Raw genomic sequence first — 16,850 nt, forward strand, 5'->3', positions numbered from 1 at the left:
CAACAATCAGACGGCAGGGCGGGCAATAATACTGCGTGTTTCCATGCGTACTTCAGCAATAGTGACATCGATAACTTCAGTCACTTTATAGGCCACTTCGCCTTTGATTTGCACGGTGCCATTTTCCTGGCTGCAGACCAGCTCGTCACGTACGGCGTGCAGGAACGGCGCAGGAATAAAGGCCACGGCGCCATTATCCACCAGTCGGACACGCATGCCGCCACGGCTGACATCGATGATCTCCGCCGCGAAACGGGTGTCTGTTCCGGCTTTGTCTTTCAGGAACCGGGCGTAGAGCCAGTCACCAACGTCGCGTTCCGCCATGCGGTTAAGGCGACGGCGCTCGGCCATCTGCACCGTGGCTTCGTCCTGTGGACGGGCAATGGTTTCGCCTTTAACGATCGCTTTCAGCAGGCGGTGGTTAATCATATCGCCATACTTACGAATCGGTGAGGTCCAGGTGGCGTAGGCTTCCAGCCCCAGGCCAAAGTGCGGGCCAGGTTCGGTGCTGATCTCAGCGAAAGACTGGAAGCGACGAATGCGGCTGTCCAGGAAACCAGACGGCTGGGCATCCAGTTCACGGCGCAGCTTGCAGAAGCCATTCAGGGTCAGGACTTCCTGCGGATCCACATGCACGTCGTGGGTTTTCAGCAGAGCCGCCAGGGCTTCGCTGTTAGCCGGATCAAACCCGGTGTGCACGTTATAGATACCGAAACCGAGTTTGTCGCGCAGTACGCGGGCTGCGCAGATGTTTGCCGCAATCATCGACTCTTCAACGATGCGGTTAGCAATGCGACGCGGCTCCGCCACGATATCCAGCACTTCGCCTTTTTCACCGAGAATGAAACGGTAGTCAGGGCGATCTTTAAAGACCAGCGCATGGGTTTTACGCCATTCACTACGGCTCAGGCAGACGCGATGCAGCAGGCGGATCTGGTCGGCAATGGCCTCATTCTCTGGCTGCCAGCTACCGCTGTTTTCCAGCCAGTCAGAGACCTCGTCGTACACCAGCTTGGCTTTAGACTCGATCAGCGCAGCAAAGAACTCAATGTTCTCTTCGATAGTGCCATCGGCGGCGATGGACATACGGCAGGCCAGTACCGGGCGCACTTCGTTGGCGCGCAGGGAGCAGAGATTATCTGACAGCTCACGCGGCAGCATCGGGATGTTGAAGCCCGGCAGATAGTTAGTAAAGGCACGGATTTTCGCCGCGTCATCCAGCGGGGTGCCTTCTGCGATCCAGGCCGTAGGATCGGCAATCGCTACGGTTAGCAGCAGTTTACCGTCAGCCTGCTCTTCAACATACAGCGCATCGTCCATATCTTCGGTGCTGGCGCTGTCGATGGTGACAAAATTCAGGGCAGTCAGGTCGCGACGCTCAAGACCTTCGTCCAGCATGTCAGTCGCTGCGCCTTCTGGCGCCTCTTTTTCCAGATTATGGCGGGCAAGGGTGACCCACCACGGTACGAAATGGTCTTCGCCGAAGGTGATAAACTGGGTCAGTTCGGCATAAAATCCGCGATCGCCCTTCAGAGGGTGACGGCGCATTTCTGCTACGGCCCAGTCACCTTCTTTAAAATCATGCGTCACGCCACGCTCGGCGCGGCAAGGGATGGCGTCTTTCAGCAGGGGATGGTCCGGGACGATGGACAGACGGTCATCTTTACGCTGTACCTTACCCACAAAACGGGTCAGGAACGGTTCAATCAATTCTTCAGGCTCGGCTGATTCACGATCCTTTTCGCTATGGATCACGGCCGTAATGCGATCGCCGTGCATCACTTTCTTCATCTGCGGAGGCGGAATGAAGTAACTTTTCTGCGCATCGACTTCAAGGAAGCCAAAGCCTTTTTCCGTGGCTTTTACGACCCCTTCAGCACGTGGCGTCTGGGAATGCAGTTGCTGTTTAAGCTGCGCTAGCAGCGGGTTGTCCTGGAGCATAGTGATCTATTTTCGTAGCCATTGAGCGGCTGACAGTTTTACGCGAATCTCACTGCTACAGCAAGCGCTCTTTCGGTCGTTAGTGTGGTTATTCGCTTCTGCCAATGGCGATTTTCAGACGGTTCAGCCAGCCGCAAAAAGCGCTCCAGGTGAGCAGGTTGATGGCCTGTACGGGCGACTGGCCATCATCTGTCAGCGGGATAAATTGCGCGGCGCTGAACTGATCCGGCGATCGCGCCAGCTGTTCTACCGCACGCCTTACCGCCTCATCGTCTTTATACACCGTGTTAATGCCACTGATCAGAATTTCACCGGTTTGATCCAGGATCAACGGTTCATGACAGAGTACCGGCGTAAGAGGCTGCAATAACGGCTCGTCCTGCCAGCGTTCAAGCGAGGCCAGCTGCTGTGGACTGGCCTGACAACGCTCAACGCCGGGGATGGCAGGCTGCCACATATTCAGGTCGTTATCGTTGGGCAGGGCGTGAGGCGGGATATGGTGTCCCGGCAGCCAGCGCACCGGGTGGCCGAGCAGGGCCTGAAACACCGCCACCACGCGCGCCTGAAAGCCGACAAAGCCGATAATCTGATTGATGGTCACGATGTCATACACCGTCAGGCCCACCTCATCTAGCCCCTGCTGCGCTTTGCTGTCGATCACATCCGGCGAGCTGGCAAGCTGGCGGGCATACTGGGTGATCTGGGCGAGACGGCGATTACTTTCACGGGAGGAGTCGGGGCCGGGGAGCGGGGCGAGAAGGGCGGCGTAGTGATTGCACAAACGCTGCATGCCGCAGACCTGGGCTACCGTCAGGGCGGTGCTGAAACGATCGTAGGCGCTGAGCGTGCGCAGGCGATTTACCGGCACGGCGCGCGGGAAAAAAAGGTCGCATAGCGCCCGGGCCGGGGTTAACCAGCGTTCACAGGCTGCCAGCAACGTTGCCGGTAGCGCGATATTCAGCAAAAAGCGATCGGCGACATGCGCGGCTTCGGGAACCAAAGGCAGGACTTCCGTCGGGCTGCTACTGGACTGGGTCTCATGATACCAGTGGCCTTTGCCAGAAATACGGCGTTGTTCCATGTGCGTTCCTTGATCTCAAAATGGCGATCAATATCCTGGCGGAAGGCGGATAAGCGGAAAAATATTGTTAAGTGATAACAAATAGCGGAACGGAATAACGGGGGGAGAGAAGGCTGAACGGTGGGCAAACCTTCCCGCCGGAGCGGGAAGGTAACGAACTTATTTGAGTTCCAGCTCGTTCATTGCAGCGATGCTGAAACCGCCGTCAACGTGAACCACTTCGCCGGAGATGCCAGCAGAGAGGTCAGAGCAGAGGAAGGCTGCGGAGTTACCCACATCTTCGATGGTCACGGTGCGACGGATCGGGGTAACCGCTTCGCAATGCGCCAGCATTTTACGGAAGTCTTTGATGCCGGAAGCCGCCAGAGTACGGATTGGACCGGCAGAGATGCCGTTTACGCGCACGCCTTCCGGACCCATTGCGTTCGCCATGTAGCGCACGTTGGCTTCCAGAGAGGCTTTTGCCAGACCCATTACGTTGTAGTTCGGGATAGCGCGCTCAGCGCCCAGGTAGGAGAGGGTCAGCAGCGCTGCGCCCGGGTTAAGCATGGAGCGGCAGGATTTCGCCATCGCCACAAAGCTGTAGGAGCTGATGTCGTGTGCGATTTTGAAGCCTTCACGGGTGACCGCGTTTACATAGTCGCCATCCAGCTGGTCGCCCGGTGCAAAACCGATGGAGTGAACGAAACCGTCAAATTTCGACCAGGTTTTTGCCAGCTCGGCGAACATGCCATCGATGCTTTCATCTTTAGCAACGTCGCATTCCAGAACAATGCTGGAATCCAGCTGCGCGGCAAACTCTTCTACGCGGCCTCTCAGCTTGTCGTTCTGGTAGGTGAATGCCAGCTCAGCGCCTTCGCGATGCATAGCCTGTGCGATGCCGTATGCGATGGACAGTTTGCTGGCAACGCCAGTGACCAGAATACGCTTACCGGAAAGAAAACCCATAGCTCTTAATCCTTATATTCATTGTTGTGGCGGCTGTCATTTTTGGACAACCGTCGTTAAAACGCGGCGATAATAGCATGTGTCGCGTACAGTGTTAATCCGACCACTCCATACAGGGCAGGTCAGCGATCTTTTCGCCAGGCATCTGCGGTTAAGGCTTCGCCAAAATGCCCGGCAATTAAACGTTTAGTCAGATCGTGGAGCGGGGCGGCCAGCACCGAGGCGGTACTGCCGCGCTCCACCACTGAGCCTTCGTGCATCACCAGCACCTGATCGCTGATGTGCTTCATCATCCCCAGATGCTGGGTGACGTAGATATACGAGATACCCTGTTTCTCCTGCAACTCCAGCATCAGGTTGATAAGTTGTGAACGCATCGACATATCCAGCGAGGCCAGCGCTTCGTCAGCGATGATCACTTTCGGGCGCAGGATCAGCGCGCGGGCAAGACCCAGACGCTGCTTCTGCCCCGGCGCCAGCATGTGCGGATAATAGCTGACGTGATCCGGCAGCAGTCCGACCATGCGCAGAGTATCGATGATCTGCTTACGTCGCGCTTCAGGTTCCAGATCGGTATTGAGCCGCAGCGGGAAATCGAGGATCTGTGAGATACGCTGGCGCGGGTTCAGCGAGGTGGAGGGATCCTGAAAAATCATCCTGATCCGCTGGCTGCGGAACGAGTAATCGCCAAATTTCAGCAGATGGTCGTCAATCAGGACTTCACCGTCCGAGGGTTCAATCATCCCGGCCAGCATCTTCGCCAGCGTCGATTTGCCCGAACCGTTCTCACCGATGATCGCCAGGGTCTGCTTTTCACGCAGGGTGAAACTCAGCGGTTTTACCGCTTCAACAGTTTGACGGCGAAATAATCCGGTGCGGTAGCGAAAGGTCTTACTCAGGTTGCGCACTTCCAGCAGGGTTTCGACCATGTCACTCTTTCTCCATGTTCAGCGGGAAATGGCAGGCAAACAGATGGTTCTTCGGCCCGGCCAGGCGCGGCGTTTCAATGCACTTACGCTGGGCATAAGGACAGCGTGGCCCCAGGCGACAGCCAATCGGCAGGTGCTCCAGCAGCGGGATAGCCCCCGGCAGGGTATTCAGGCGACTTTTATGCGGCATAGGGCTGCCAAAATCCGGTATCGCACGGATCAGCGCCTGGGTATACGGATGATGCGGCGTGGTGATCAGATCCTCGCTGCCAGCGGTTTCCACGGTCTGGCCGCAGTACATCACATCAATCTTATCCGCCCATTTACTCAGCATCTGCAGGTCATGGCTGATCAGCAAAATAGTGGTGTTGTTGTTCTGATTAAGCCGGGTCAGCAGGCGGAAGATTTGCGCCTGGGTGGTCGGCTCCATCGCGTTGGTCGGTTCATCCGCAATCAATAGGCGCGGCTGGTTAGCCAGCGCGATGGCAATCATCACTTTCTGACACTCACCGTCCGTCAGCTCATAGGGGAAGCTGCGCATGGCGTCTTTATGATCTTTGATCCCCACCCGGTGCAACAGCTCAATAGCCCGGCGTTTACGCCAGCCAAAACGCTGCCACCAGCGGCCTTTATAGGTCCAGGCTGGAATGTTTTGCATCAGCTGTTTGCCTACCCGCTCCGAGGGATCGAGACAGGATTGCGGCTCCTGAAAGATCATCGACACGTTGTGGCCCACCAGCTTGCGTCGTTCGCGGACGGAGAGGCGCAGCAGGTCGATATCATCAAAGCGCATACGGTCAGCGGTGACGCGCCAGTTATCCTTCGCCACGCCGCAAATCGCTTTGGCAATCAGGCTTTTGCCTGAGCCCGATTCCCCCACCAGCCCGCGAATTTCGCCTTCGCTCAGGGTAATACTGACGCGATCGACCGCTTTGACCCAGCCTTCGCCGGTTTTAAGTTCAATCGTCAGATTGCGAATATCCAGTAACGGCATTATTCCACCCCCGCCACAATGGCGCGACGGATCCCGTCGCCAAGCAGGTTCACCAGTAATACGCTAACCATAATTGCAGCACCCGGCAGCATTACCGTCCAGGGGGCCACATAGATCAGTTCAAGCGCGTCGCCCAGCATCGCGCCCCATTCCGGGGAGGGCAGTTGAGCGCCCAGATCGAGAAAACCGAGCGCGGCGATATCCAGGATCGCCATCGACAGGGCACGGGTAATTTCCGTAACCATGCCCGAGGCGATATTGGGCAGCACCGCAAACCACAGAATATTCATGGTGGTGGCGCCATCGAGACGGGCGGCCACCACATACTCTTTTTCCAGCTCATCATGCACCAGGCTGTAGACCGAACGTACCATGCGCGGCAGTAGCGCCAGCCAGACAGCAAACATGGCATGCGTCAGGTGCGGACCGGCGAAGGCCACCACAATGATCGCCAGCAGCAGCGACGGGATCGACAGCAGCGTATCGAGAATATGGTTCATCACCGCTGAGCGCAGGCCGTGAGTAGCCCCGGCGACAATACCCAGTACCAGACCGCACAACGTGGCGGCCAGGGTGACCACAAAGGCGCCGCCCACCGTCGGCGCGGCGCCGCTCAACAGACGGCTTAACACATCGCGCCCGAGGTCGTCGGTGCCCAGGAAGAAGGAGACTTCACCGTAGCGGGACCAGGATGGCGGTAACAGCTGATAGCCGAGAAACTGCTGATCGATGCCATACGGCGCAAACCAGGAGCCCAGGATACACAGCAGCACCAGGCCGCCGCAGCCGTACAGGCCGATCATCGCCATGGCGTCGCCGTAGAAATTTCGCCACACGGTGCGTAACGCACCGGGCGTGCGCTTTTCACTGTATACGCTATCGTAAGGCATACCATTCCTTATGTTTCAGTGGGTTAGCCATAGCGCCCAAAATATCAGATAACACGTTCACAATAATCACCAGCGCGCCAATAACCATCACGCCGGCAGAGATGGCGGCATAATCCTGCTGGCGAATGGCGTTAATCAGCCAGCGCCCGAGGCCTGGCCAGCTAAAGACCATTTCGGTGATCATGGCCAGCGTCAGCATGGTTGAGAACTGCAGTCCGAGACGCGGGATCACCGGCGGCAGCGCATTATGCAGCACATGGCGACGTAAAATCGTCAGCCGTGACAACCCGCGTGTGGCGGCCGCTTTAACATAGTTCTGGTCAAACACCTCGCTGGTGCTGATGCGCATCAGGCGAATCACCTCCGTGGTCGGTGCCACGGCCAGGGCCAGCACCGGCAACACCATGTGGCGCACGGCGCTGATGATCATCTCATGCCGCCAGACCGAATCTGAGAGCCAGGCGTCAATAATGGCGAATCCGGTGACGGTTTTTACCGCATAGAGCAGGTCAAAACGTCCGGAGACCGGCAGCCAGCCGAGCGTCAGCGAGAAAAAGAGCGTTAACAGCAGCGCCAGCCAGAAGACGGGAACCGAAAACCCGAGCAGGGCGATCGCGCTGATCAGCTTGTCCTGCCATTTACTGCGGGTTATCCCGGCGAGCATCCCGACCGGGATTCCCACCATCAGCGCAAAACCGAACGCCAGGATGCAGAGCTCCATGGTGGCGGGGAAGACCTCTTTCAGTTGCTCGGCGATGGGCTGGCCGTTAATGCTGGAGACGCCAAAGTCCCAGTGCAGCACGCCTTCAAACCAGAACCACCACGCATTCCACAGCGACGCACCCTGTAGCGGCGCGTGCGGGGTAAAATAGCTCAGGCTAAAACCCACTAAGGTCAGAAAGAAGAGGGTGATCAGCAGCAACAGCAACCGACGTAAGGTAAAAATAATCACGGTTTTTTCACCTCTTCTTGTTTCTCGCGGGAGACGCCCGCAAACGACGCATTTCCAAACGGGCTGAGCACCAGGCCTTTGATATCGTAACGGTACGCCTGCAGACGCAGGGAGGAGGCCAGGGGCAGCACCGGCAGCTCTTTGGCCAGAATAATCTGCGCTTCATCATAGGCATCGATACGTGCCGCCAGCTGCTGGGTCGACAGCGCCTTGCGCAGAATGCTGTCAAACTCGCGGTTGCACCAGTGGGCATAGTTGGTCTGCGAATCAATGGCCGCACAGCTCAGGAGCGGACGGAAGAAGCTGTCCGGGTCGTTACTGTCTGTCGCCCAGCCTGACAGGGTGAGATCGTGGTTCATGTCCATCAGGCGCGCCTCCTGAAAACGACCTTCTACCGGAACAATCACCACCTTGACCCCCACCTGGGCCAGGTCAGCCTGGAGCAGCTCTGCGGTTTTTAACGGGCTAGGGTTCCAGGCCTGGGAGCTGGTGGGCACCCACAATTGCAGGGTGAGGTTTTCTGCCCCCAGCGCTTTGAGCTGTTCGCGTGATTTTTCCGGGTTGTATTCGGTAATTTTAGCCTCGCTATCGTAGGCCCACGAGGCGCGGGGCAAGATTGAGGCGGCCGTTTCCGCAGTACCGTAATAAATGGACTGCATCAGACGCTGGTTATTGATCGCCAGCGCCAGGGCATGGCGTACCGCCGGGTTGTCCAGCGGCGGCTTGTTGGTGTTAAAGGCCAGATAAGCGATATTCATGCCCGGGCGCAGGGTCAGGCGCAGACGCGGGTCGTCACGCAGGATGGTCAGCTGGCTGGCGGCGGGCCATGCCAGAACATCACATTCGCCGGTGAGCAGTTTCGACAGCCGCCCGGTACCGCCGGAACCTAAATCGACCACTACCTGCGGCATCAGCGGCGTGCCGCGCCAGAATTTCTCATGGCGCTGCAGGCGCACGTACTGCCCGGCCCGGTACTCTTCAACCTGGAACGGTCCGGTTCCTACGGGCTGGCGGTCCATCAACTCCATTTTGTCCTTCAGGGTGAGCTGTGTGGCATATTCCGCGGACATCACCGAGGCATAGTGCGTCGCCAGATGCCACAGGAAGGAGGCATCCGGCCGCGCCAGGGTGAACTCCACCGTGCGGCTATCCAGCTTGCGGACATTCTTCACCGTATCGGCAAATTGCAGACTGTCGAAGTAGGGGAAATTACCGCCGTTGATGTAGTGCCACGGATGGTTGCGGTTAAAAATGCGCTGGAAGGTAAAGACCACGTCATCCGCATTGAGTTTACGGGTAGGCTTAAACCACGGCGTGCTCTGAAAGTTCACATCGTCGCGCAGGCGAAAACGGTAGGTAGCACCGTTGTCCAGCACTTGCCAGCTCTCGGCCAGTTCCGGCACCAGGCGATAGGTATAGGGATCCACATCCAGCAGGCGGTCATAGAGCTGGGCGGCGAGGGTATCGACGATCAGGCCGCTGCTCGCCTTTTGCGGGTTGAAGGTGTTGACCTGCCCACTTACGCAGTAGACAAAGCCGCTGTCGCGAATATCCGCGCGCTCTGCCAGCTCAGGAGCGGCAAACGCCTGGCTGCTTAACAGACCGAGCGCAATCAGGGACGAGAAAACCAGACGCATAATTTTTAAGGTTTTTAGTGACGATCTGCAAAGTGTATCGCACTTACACCTGCTTCGTAAAAATGTCTGCGGGTAAGTGCTGATTATGTCAGCGCATGTGATGCTTTTTAAGCAACGCCCTCAATTGATGGTAGGTCAGTCCCAGCAGTTCAGCCGCGCGTTTCTGATTAAATTGTGCCTCGCGCAGGCTCTGCTCCAGCAACTGCTTCTCCTGCTCCAGCTGGAACAGGCGCAAATCGAGGGGCAGGGTAGGCGTACCCGTGATAAGCGGTTTGCTGACAGGGGGCTGTGTGGGGCGCTGAAAGGGATCGATCACAATCTCATCCAGCTCAGTCTCGCTGCTACCGTGGCGGTAAACGGAGCGCTCCACTACATTTTTCAGTTCACGGATATTGCCCGGCCAGCGGTAGTCCAGCAGCGTTTCGCGGGCGTGCTGACTAAAACCGGGAAACAGCGGGAGCCCAAGCTCGCGACACATCTGAATGGCAAACTGCTCCGCCAGCAGCATGATATCGCTGCGTCGCTCGCGCAGCGGCGGCAGGTTAACGACATCAAACGCCAGCCGATCCAGCAGGTCGGCGCGAAACTTCTCCTGCTCGACCATCTCCGGCAAATTGGCGTTAGTGGCGCACACCAGGCGCACGTTGACCTGTAAAGGCTGGCTGCCGCCCACACGCTCCAGCTCGCCATACTCAATGACGCGCAGCAGTTTTTCCTGCACCAGCATCGGCGCGGTCGCCAGCTCATCAAGAAACAACGTGCCGCCATCGGCGCGCTCGAAGCGACCGGGATGGCGACGCTGCGCCCCGGTAAAGGCGCCCGCCTCATGTCCAAACAGTTCCGTATCCAGCAGATTTTCGTTCAGCGCGGCGCAGTTCAGGGAGATAAACGGTCCATCCCAGCGACCGGACAGGTAGTGTAGCCGGTTGGCAATCAGCTCCTTGCCGGTGCCTCGCTCGCCGATAATCAGCACTGGTTTATTCAGCGGTGCCAGCCTGGATACCTGCTCCAGCACCTCGAGAAAGCTGTTGGCTTCCCCAAGTAATGTATCTTTAAATTCAGCCATGATGTAATTGACCACTTATTGGTGTAATTCACTAAGTGAGAGTAGGGCGTAGCGGGCGAAAAAGCAATCACCACGTGTGAAATCAAAGAGATATAAAATTGGCACGGGAATTGTATTAGCTATGCAGCAGGGCTCAGCCCGATAACAGAAAATATGAGGATTCAATTATGGGTATTTTTTCTCGTTTTGCCGACATCGTGAATGCCAACATCAACTCACTGCTGGAGAAAGCAGAGGATCCACAGAAGCTGGTTCGTCTGATGATTCAGGAGATGGAAGATACGCTGGTGGAAGTGCGCTCTAACTCCGCCCGTGCGCTGGCTGAGAAAAAGCAGCTTTCCCGCCGTATTGAACAGGCGACCGCCCAGCAGGCCGAATGGCAGGAAAAAGCGGAGCTGGCGCTGCGCAAAGATAAAGAGGACCTCGCCCGTTCTGCGCTGATTGAAAAGCAGAAGCTGACCGATATTGTCGCTACCCTGGAGCAGGAAGTCACCCTGGTGGATGAAACCCTTGCCCGCATGAAAAAAGAGATTGCAGAGCTGGAGAACAAGCTGAGCGAAACCCGCGCCCGTCAGCAGGCTCTGACACTGCGTCACCAGGCAGCAAGCTCGTCCCGTGACGTGCGCCGTCAGCTCGACAGCGGCAAGATTGACGAAGCCATGGCCCGTTTCGAGTCGTTTGAGCGTCGTATCGATCAGATGGAAGCGGAAGCGGAAAGCCACAGCTTTGGCAAACAGAAAACGCTGGATCAGCAGTTTGCCGATCTGAAAGCGGATGATGAAATCAGCGAGCAACTGGCCGCGCTGAAGGCCAAAATGAAACAAGACAATCAATAATAACGACTGCGGCGCCCGTCGGCGCCGCCACTCATAAGACAAGGAGTAGACATGAGCGCGCTTTTTCTTGCCATTCCGCTGACCATTTTCGTGCTGTTTGTGCTGCCGATCTGGTTGTGGCTGCACTACAGTAACCGTTCTTCAAGGGGAGAGCTGTCGCAAAGCGAACAACAGCGCCTGGCGCAATTAACTCAGGACGCAAATAAAATGCGCGAACGTATTCAGGCGCTGGAGGCGATCCTGGATGCGGAACATCCGAACTGGAGGGATCGCTAATGGCACTGAATCTGAATAAAAAATTGTGGCGTATCCCTCAGCAGGGGATGTTGCGCGGCGTCTGCGCCGGACTGGCGCACTACCTCGACGTGCCGGTGAAACTGGTGCGTGTGGTAACGGTACTTTCCATTTTCTTTGGTCTGGCGTTTATTACCCTGGTGGCCTATATCATTTTGTCCTTTGTGCTGGACCCGATGCCGGACGGCGCGATGGGCGATGAGAATGCACCCACCAGCGGTGAATTACTGGATGCGGTGGATGCTGAGCTGTCGGCAGGCGAAAAACGTCTGCGCGAAATGGAGCGGTATGTCACCTCGGATACCTTCACGCTGCGAAGCCGTTTTCGTCAGCTTTAACTGAGAGAACTGATATGAATCAACGCTGGCAACAGGCCGGACATCGCGTCAAGCCGGGCCTGAAAATCGCAGGGAAGCTGGTATTACTGACCGCGCTGCGTTACGGCCCGGCAGGCGTGGCGGGCTGGGCGATTAAATCGGTCGCCCGCAAGCCGGTACGAATGTTGCTGGCCGTCGCGCTGGAGCCGATGCTGAAAAAGCTGGCAACGCGTCTTTCCCGCCGTTACTTCTCCTGATCCCCGTCAATAAGTCCTTTCCTTTATCAGGAGAGGACTTGTTACGCTTTAGCCCTTTTTTCCTTCTTTATTTGCGGCAGTTCACATTAATGCGCTGAGCTGCTTCGTATATCCCTTTTTCCACCTCCACGTCCGTTGACAGACATTTTTCATGAGAGTAGATTGCCACTCCGTGGGACCGCTACCATGGAAAATAAAGTGAACGCAAAAATTAAGAATTTAATCAATTTGGTTTACGGGGAATCGTTTTCTGACGCGCATTTGGAAGTGCTGATCGAGAAAATCGATAACGCGGCTAAGGTAATTACAGAGAAACGTAAGGCAGACTTGGATGAAAAAGATGTCGTCCTGATTACCTATGCCGATCAGTTTTCTGCAGCAGGGGAGAAAGCACTACCTGTTTTCACACGCTTTTATAATAAGTGGCTATCTCGCGCTTTTTCTCATGTCCATCTTTTACCTTTTTATCCGTGGTCTTCTGATGATGGTTTTTCCGTTATGGATTATCACGAGGTCGCACCTGAAACAGGTACGTGGAAAGACATTGCTGAATTAAAACAGTCAGCCAGCTTGATGTTTGATTTTGTTTGTAACCATATGTCAGCAAAGAGCCAGTGGTTTGCAAATTATATTCATCAAAAGCCTGGCTATGAAGACTTCTTTATTTCCGTCGATCCGGCAACCGATTTATCCGCCGTGACGCGCCCAAGGGCATTGCCGCTGCTGACCCCTTTCACCCTGAGTGATGGAAGCACCCGTCACCTGTGGACCACCTTCAGCGAAGACCAGATCGATCTCAATTTCGCTTCTCCTCAGGTGCTGATCGCCATGGTGGAGGTGCTGCTTCACTATCTTATTGAAGGGGCCCGCTATATCCGTCTGGATGCCGTTGGGTTTATGTGGAAGATTCCGGGAACAAGCTGCATTCATCTTGAGCAAACCCACCGTCTAATCCAGCTTTTCCGCGCCATTACTGACAGGGTGGCTCCGGGCACGGTGCTGATCACGGAAACAAACGTGCCGCATAAAGATAATATTTCTTACTTTGGTGACGGTGAAAATGAAGCCCAGATGGTTTATCAATTCTCGTTACCTCCGTTGGTTCTGCATGCCGTACATTGTCAGGATGTCCGGACGCTATGCCAGTGGGCGACCACGCTGAAGCTGCCTTCGCTGAAAACCACCTGGTTTAATTTTTTGGCATCCCATGACGGTATTGGCCTCAACCCATTGCGTGGAATTTTACCCGAGGCGGAGATCCTCTCCCTGGTAGAGAAGCTGCAGAGCGAAGGTGCCCTGGTAAACTGGAAAAATAATCCGGATGGCACGCGAAGCCCGTATGAAATAAACGTGACCTATCTTGATGCATTAAGCCAGAAGGAGAGTGACGATAAGCAAAGGGCTGCCCGGTTTATTCTGGCGCATGCCGTTCTGCTCACTTTTCCTGGTGTCCCGGCGATCTATATTCAGAGTATTCTTGGTTCGCGTAATGATTATGCTGGGGTAGCGCGCCTGGGCTATAACCGTGCGATTAACAGAAGGAAGTATATTGCCGGGGAAATAGGCCAGGAACTCGAAGATAATAACAATCTTCGACATCAGATATACCATGGTTTAAATGCATTAATCGCGCTGCGACGGGCGGAAAAAGCCTTCCATCCTGACAGTCAGGCCATTTTTTCGACCGTCGGCGACCAGGTATTTAAAATCATTCGTACTGCGGCAAGCGGCGAGCGGATCACAGCATTATTTAACTTCAGCAATCAATCTCACAATATCTCTTCAGCAATTAAAAACGGTAAGGAATTGATCACCGGAAACGAAATTAACGGTACTACTCTGACCCTTAATCCATGGCAGGTCATGTGGATTAAAGAAAACTAAAAAAGGACCTTAAAATGAAAATGCCCAGAATTGTGCTGATATCAGCACTGGCTTCGTGCGCCCTGTTGTCAGGTTGCAAGGACGACAAGACAACGGCTGTCACCATTGAATTTATGCACTCATCAGTGGAACAGGAGCGTCAGGCGGTTATCACGACACTGATTGAAAAATTTGAGAAAGAAAATCCCACCATCAGGGTGAAGCAGGTTCCGGTTGAGGAAGATGCCTATAACACCAAGGTGATCACCCTGGCCCGAACCGGCGCACTGCCGGAAGTGATTGAAGTCAGCCACGATTACGCAAAAGTCATGGACAAAGAGCAACTGCTGGATCGGGCGGCTATCAGCGAAGTCATAAAAACCGTGGGTGAAAACACCTTCTATGACGGCATTCTGCGTGTGGTACGCACCGAAGATGGCGCAGCGTGGACAGGGGTGCCGATCAGCGCCTGGCTATCCGGTGTCTGGTATCACAAGGATGTTCTGGCGGCGGCAGGTTTTGAAGAGCCGCATAACTGGGCGCAACTGCTGAAAGCCAGCCAGAAGCTCAACGATCCGGCCAAAAAACATTACGGCATTGCTCTGCCAACCGCTGAAAGCGTGATGACTGAGCAAGCGTTCTCGCAGTTTGCCCTTTCGGGCGGCGCAAATGTCTTTAATGCCAAAGGCGATGTCGACATAAATACGCCGGAAATGGCAAACGCGCTGGCGTTTTATAAAGCGCTGGCGGCGACCACCATGCCCGGTTCGAACGACGTTATGGAAATCAAAGACGCCTTTATGAACGGCTCTGCGCCGATGGCCGTTTACTCAACCTACATCCTGCCAGCCGTATATAAAGACGGAAATCCCGCCAATCTGGGATTTGTCGTTCCCACTGAAAAATCCTCCGCGGTCTACGGCATGGTGACGTCCCTGACCATCACCACCGGCCAGGCCGAGGAAGAAACCAAAGCGGCAGAGAAATTCGTCGCCTGGATGGAACAGGCTCAAAACGCAGCGGACTGGGTAATGATGTCCCCTGGCGCCGCGCTGCCGGTCAATAAGCTGGTAGTTGGCACCGACACCTGGAAAAACAATGAGGTGATTAAAGCCTTTGGACAGTTGCCTTATGAACTGATCTCACAGTTCCCGAATGTTCAGGTGTTTGGCGCCGTGGGTGACAAAAACTTCACCCGCATGGGCGACGTAACGGGTTCAGGCATCATCAGTTCTATGGTGCATAACGTGACGGTAGGTCAACAGGACCTCGGCGCAACGTTAAGCAACAGCCAGAAGCGACTGACCGATCTGATTTCACAACGATAGGAGCGCGCTGCGGAAGGGAATTATGAAGACGTTGTTTTCTGGTCGTTCAGATATGCCTTTCGCCATGCTGCTATTGGCCCCCAGCCTGATATTGCTGGGGGGCCTGGTAGCCTGGCCGATGATTTCCAATATTGAAATCAGTTTTTTACGATTGCCATTAAATCCGCGGTTGAGCGCCGTCTTTGTCGGGCTGGATAACTACATCCGGATCCTGAGTGATGCCGCCTTCTGGCACGCCTTATGGATGACCTTCTGGTATACGGCGCTGGTGGTTATTGGCAGTACGGGGTTGGGACTGGCTGTGGCCATCTTCTTCAACCGGGAGTTTCGCCTGCGGAAGACGGCGCGTTCATTGGTGATCCTCTCCTACGTTACGCCGTCGATTTCGCTGGTGTTTGCCTGGAAGTATATGTTCAACAACGGCTACGGCATTGTGAACTATCTGGGTGTCGATCTGCTGCACCTGTACGAACAGGCCCCGCTGTGGTTCGACAACCCTGGCAGCAGTTTTGTGCTGGTGGTGCTGTTCGCCATCTGGCGCTACTTCCCGTACGCGTTCATCTCGTTCCTGGCGATTTTGCAGACCATCGATAAATCGTTGTACGAAGCGGCGGAGATGGATGGGGCCAATGCCTGGCAGCGTTTTCGCATCGTCACGCTACCCGCGATTATGCCGGTGCTGGCTACCGTCGTCACACTGCGCACCATCTGGATGTTCTACATGTTCGCGGATGTCTACCTGCTGACCACCAAGGTCGATATTCTGGGTGTCTATCTCTACAAGACCGCCTTTGCTTTCAACGACCTGGGCAAAGCGGCGGCGATCTCCGTTGTACTGTTTGTGATCATCTTCGCTGTCATTCTGCTGACCAGAAATAGGGTAAACCTCAATGGCAACAAATAAACGCGTACTGGGCCGGATTGGTTTTTATCTGGGGCTGGCGGTATTTCTGGTCATCACGCTGTTCCCGTTCTTCGTGATGCTGATGACCTCATTCAAGAGCGCGAAAGAGGCGATATCGCTACACCCGACCATCCTGCCGCAGGACTGGACGATGCAGCATTACATCGACATCTTTAATCCGCTGATCTTCCCGTTTGTGGACTACTTCCGTAACAGCATGGTGGTGTCGCTGACCTCGTCGGTTATCGCCGTCTTCCTCGGCACGCTTGGCGCATACGCCCTCTCCAAACTGCGTTTTAAAGGGCGGGCGACGATCAATGCGAGCTTCTACACCGTCTACATGTTCTCCGGGATCCTGCTGGTGGTACCGCTGTTCAAAATCATCACTGCGCTCGGCATTTACGATACCGAGCTGGCGTTGATTATCACCATGGTGACATAGACGCTGCCTACGGCAGTCTTCATGCTGCGCACCTCATTCTCACCCGTCCCGGACGAGATAGCCGTCGACCACATCAGGCGGCGCATTACACCCCTACACAATCTATTCAGCACCAACGTCCCTCTGGCTGTCTCCGCACTGTTTGCTGTCTTGTCCGACTCTTCCATACTG

Annotated in this window: 16 protein-coding genes and 1 pseudogene; 8 read left to right on the plus strand and 9 right to left on the minus strand. The window is 55.4% G+C overall.

The window, feature by feature from the left end; all coding sequences use genetic code 11:
• Nucleotides 1-6: 6 nt before the first annotated feature.
• From C3406_RS14610 to pspF, 9 genes are all read right to left on the minus strand, one after another.
• Nucleotides 7-1,941 (minus strand): exoribonuclease II, encoded by a 1,935-nt coding sequence (locus C3406_RS14610; protein ID WP_103822236.1) that lies wholly within the window; start codon nt 1,939-1,941, stop codon nt 7-9.
• An 88-nt stretch (nt 1,942-2,029) separates the two neighbouring features.
• Nucleotides 2,030-3,022 (minus strand): CMD domain-containing protein, encoded by a 993-nt coding sequence (locus tag C3406_RS14615; RefSeq protein WP_103822235.1) that lies wholly within the window; start codon nt 3,020-3,022, stop codon nt 2,030-2,032.
• A gap of 159 nt (nt 3,023-3,181) precedes the next feature.
• On the minus strand, nt 3,182-3,970 hold the full coding sequence (gene fabI / locus C3406_RS14620) for an enoyl-ACP reductase FabI (protein WP_103822234.1): 789 nt from the start codon (nt 3,968-3,970) through the stop codon (nt 3,182-3,184).
• Nucleotides 3,971-4,092: 122 nt separating this feature from the next.
• The gene (gene sapF, locus C3406_RS14625; protein ID WP_103179872.1) at nt 4,093-4,899 is read right to left on the minus strand and encodes a putrescine export ABC transporter ATP-binding protein SapF; all 807 of its coding nucleotides are present in this window, start codon (nt 4,897-4,899) and stop codon (nt 4,093-4,095) included.
• A gap of 1 nt (nt 4,900) precedes the next feature.
• On the minus strand, nt 4,901-5,893 hold the full coding sequence (gene sapD / locus C3406_RS14630; RefSeq protein ID WP_103822233.1) for a putrescine export ABC transporter ATP-binding protein SapD: 993 nt from the start codon (nt 5,891-5,893) through the stop codon (nt 4,901-4,903).
• Nucleotides 5,893-6,783 carry a putrescine export ABC transporter permease SapC gene (sapC, locus tag C3406_RS14635; protein WP_103822232.1) on the minus strand — a complete coding sequence of 297 codons (891 nt, stop codon included), beginning with the start codon at nt 6,781-6,783 and terminating at the stop codon, nt 5,893-5,895. Before sapC ends, sapD begins: the two co-directional genes overlap by 1 nt.
• On the minus strand, nt 6,770-7,735 hold the full coding sequence (gene sapB, locus C3406_RS14640) for a putrescine export ABC transporter permease SapB (RefSeq protein ID WP_103822231.1): 966 nt from the start codon (nt 7,733-7,735) through the stop codon (nt 6,770-6,772). The genes sapC and sapB overlap by 14 nt, the downstream gene beginning before the upstream one ends.
• On the minus strand, nt 7,732-9,372 hold the full coding sequence (gene sapA, locus C3406_RS14645; protein WP_103822230.1) for an ABC transporter substrate-binding protein SapA: 1,641 nt from the start codon (nt 9,370-9,372) through the stop codon (nt 7,732-7,734). The genes sapB and sapA overlap by 4 nt, the downstream gene beginning before the upstream one ends.
• An 88-nt stretch (nt 9,373-9,460) precedes the next feature.
• Nucleotides 9,461-10,438, minus strand: coding sequence for a phage shock protein operon transcriptional activator (pspF, locus tag C3406_RS14650; RefSeq protein ID WP_103822229.1), 978 nt, complete (start codon nt 10,436-10,438; stop codon nt 9,461-9,463).
• Nucleotides 10,439-10,605: 167 nt separating this feature from the next.
• Between pspF and pspA the strand changes: the two genes are divergently transcribed.
• From pspA to C3406_RS14690, 8 genes and pseudogenes are all read left to right on the plus strand, one after another.
• A complete protein-coding gene (gene pspA, locus C3406_RS14655) occupies nt 10,606-11,274 on the plus strand; it encodes a phage shock protein PspA (protein WP_103822228.1) in 669 nt (222 codons plus the stop codon).
• A 51-nt stretch (nt 11,275-11,325) separates the two neighbouring features.
• On the plus strand, nt 11,326-11,550 hold the full coding sequence (gene pspB / locus C3406_RS14660) for an envelope stress response membrane protein PspB (protein WP_103179865.1): 225 nt from the start codon (nt 11,326-11,328) through the stop codon (nt 11,548-11,550).
• A complete protein-coding gene (gene pspC / locus C3406_RS14665; protein ID WP_103822227.1) occupies nt 11,550-11,906 on the plus strand; it encodes an envelope stress response membrane protein PspC in 357 nt (118 codons plus the stop codon). Before pspB ends, pspC begins: the two co-directional genes overlap by 1 nt.
• Before the next feature lie 14 nt (nt 11,907-11,920).
• Nucleotides 11,921-12,142, plus strand: a complete 222-nt coding sequence (gene pspD / locus C3406_RS14670; RefSeq protein WP_103822226.1) for a phage shock protein PspD — start codon at nt 11,921-11,923, stop codon at nt 12,140-12,142.
• 186 nt (nt 12,143-12,328) lie between these two features.
• Nucleotides 12,329-14,026 (plus strand): sugar phosphorylase, encoded by a 1,698-nt coding sequence (locus C3406_RS14675; protein WP_103822225.1) that lies wholly within the window; start codon nt 12,329-12,331, stop codon nt 14,024-14,026.
• Between the two features lie 14 nt (nt 14,027-14,040).
• Nucleotides 14,041-15,333 (plus strand): ABC transporter substrate-binding protein, encoded by a 1,293-nt coding sequence (locus tag C3406_RS14680; RefSeq protein ID WP_103822224.1) that lies wholly within the window; start codon nt 14,041-14,043, stop codon nt 15,331-15,333.
• Nucleotides 15,334-15,355: 22 nt separating this feature from the next.
• The gene (locus C3406_RS14685; RefSeq protein WP_103822223.1) at nt 15,356-16,237 is read left to right on the plus strand and encodes a carbohydrate ABC transporter permease; all 882 of its coding nucleotides are present in this window, start codon (nt 15,356-15,358) and stop codon (nt 16,235-16,237) included.
• Nucleotides 16,224-16,850, plus strand: a pseudogene (locus C3406_RS14690) (carbohydrate ABC transporter permease); the annotation flags it as partial. The gene C3406_RS14685 and the pseudogene C3406_RS14690, both read left to right, overlap by 14 nt.

Source organism: Leclercia sp. LSNIH8 (assembly GCF_002920195.1).
Lineage (GTDB): Bacteria > Pseudomonadota > Gammaproteobacteria > Enterobacterales > Enterobacteriaceae > Enterobacter.

Coding starts and splice junctions, on each gene's coding strand:
- C3406_RS14615 (WP_103822235.1), bottom strand. CDS start 3,022: ATGGAACAACGCCGTATTTCTGGCAAAGGCCACTGGTATCATGAGACC.
- pspD (WP_103822226.1), top strand. CDS start 11,921: ATGAATCAACGCTGGCAACAGGCCGGACATCGCGTCAAGCCGGGCCTG.
- sapA (WP_103822230.1), bottom strand. CDS start 9,372: ATGCGTCTGGTTTTCTCGTCCCTGATTGCGCTCGGTCTGTTAAGCAGC.
- pspB (WP_103179865.1), top strand. CDS start 11,326: ATGAGCGCGCTTTTTCTTGCCATTCCGCTGACCATTTTCGTGCTGTTT.
- C3406_RS14675 (WP_103822225.1), top strand. CDS start 12,329: ATGGAAAATAAAGTGAACGCAAAAATTAAGAATTTAATCAATTTGGTT.
- C3406_RS14610 (WP_103822236.1), bottom strand. CDS start 1,941: ATGCTCCAGGACAACCCGCTGCTAGCGCAGCTTAAACAGCAACTGCAT.
- sapC (WP_103822232.1), bottom strand. CDS start 6,783: ATGCCTTACGATAGCGTATACAGTGAAAAGCGCACGCCCGGTGCGTTA.
- C3406_RS14685 (WP_103822223.1), top strand. CDS start 15,356: ATGAAGACGTTGTTTTCTGGTCGTTCAGATATGCCTTTCGCCATGCTG.
- pspC (WP_103822227.1), top strand. CDS start 11,550: ATGGCACTGAATCTGAATAAAAAATTGTGGCGTATCCCTCAGCAGGGG.
- sapF (WP_103179872.1), bottom strand. CDS start 4,899: ATGGTCGAAACCCTGCTGGAAGTGCGCAACCTGAGTAAGACCTTTCGC.
- pspA (WP_103822228.1), top strand. CDS start 10,606: ATGGGTATTTTTTCTCGTTTTGCCGACATCGTGAATGCCAACATCAAC.
- C3406_RS14680 (WP_103822224.1), top strand. CDS start 14,041: ATGAAAATGCCCAGAATTGTGCTGATATCAGCACTGGCTTCGTGCGCC.
- sapD (WP_103822233.1), bottom strand. CDS start 5,893: ATGCCGTTACTGGATATTCGCAATCTGACGATTGAACTTAAAACCGGC.
- fabI (WP_103822234.1), bottom strand. CDS start 3,970: ATGGGTTTTCTTTCCGGTAAGCGTATTCTGGTCACTGGCGTTGCCAGC.
- pspF (WP_103822229.1), bottom strand. CDS start 10,438: ATGGCTGAATTTAAAGATACATTACTTGGGGAAGCCAACAGCTTTCTC.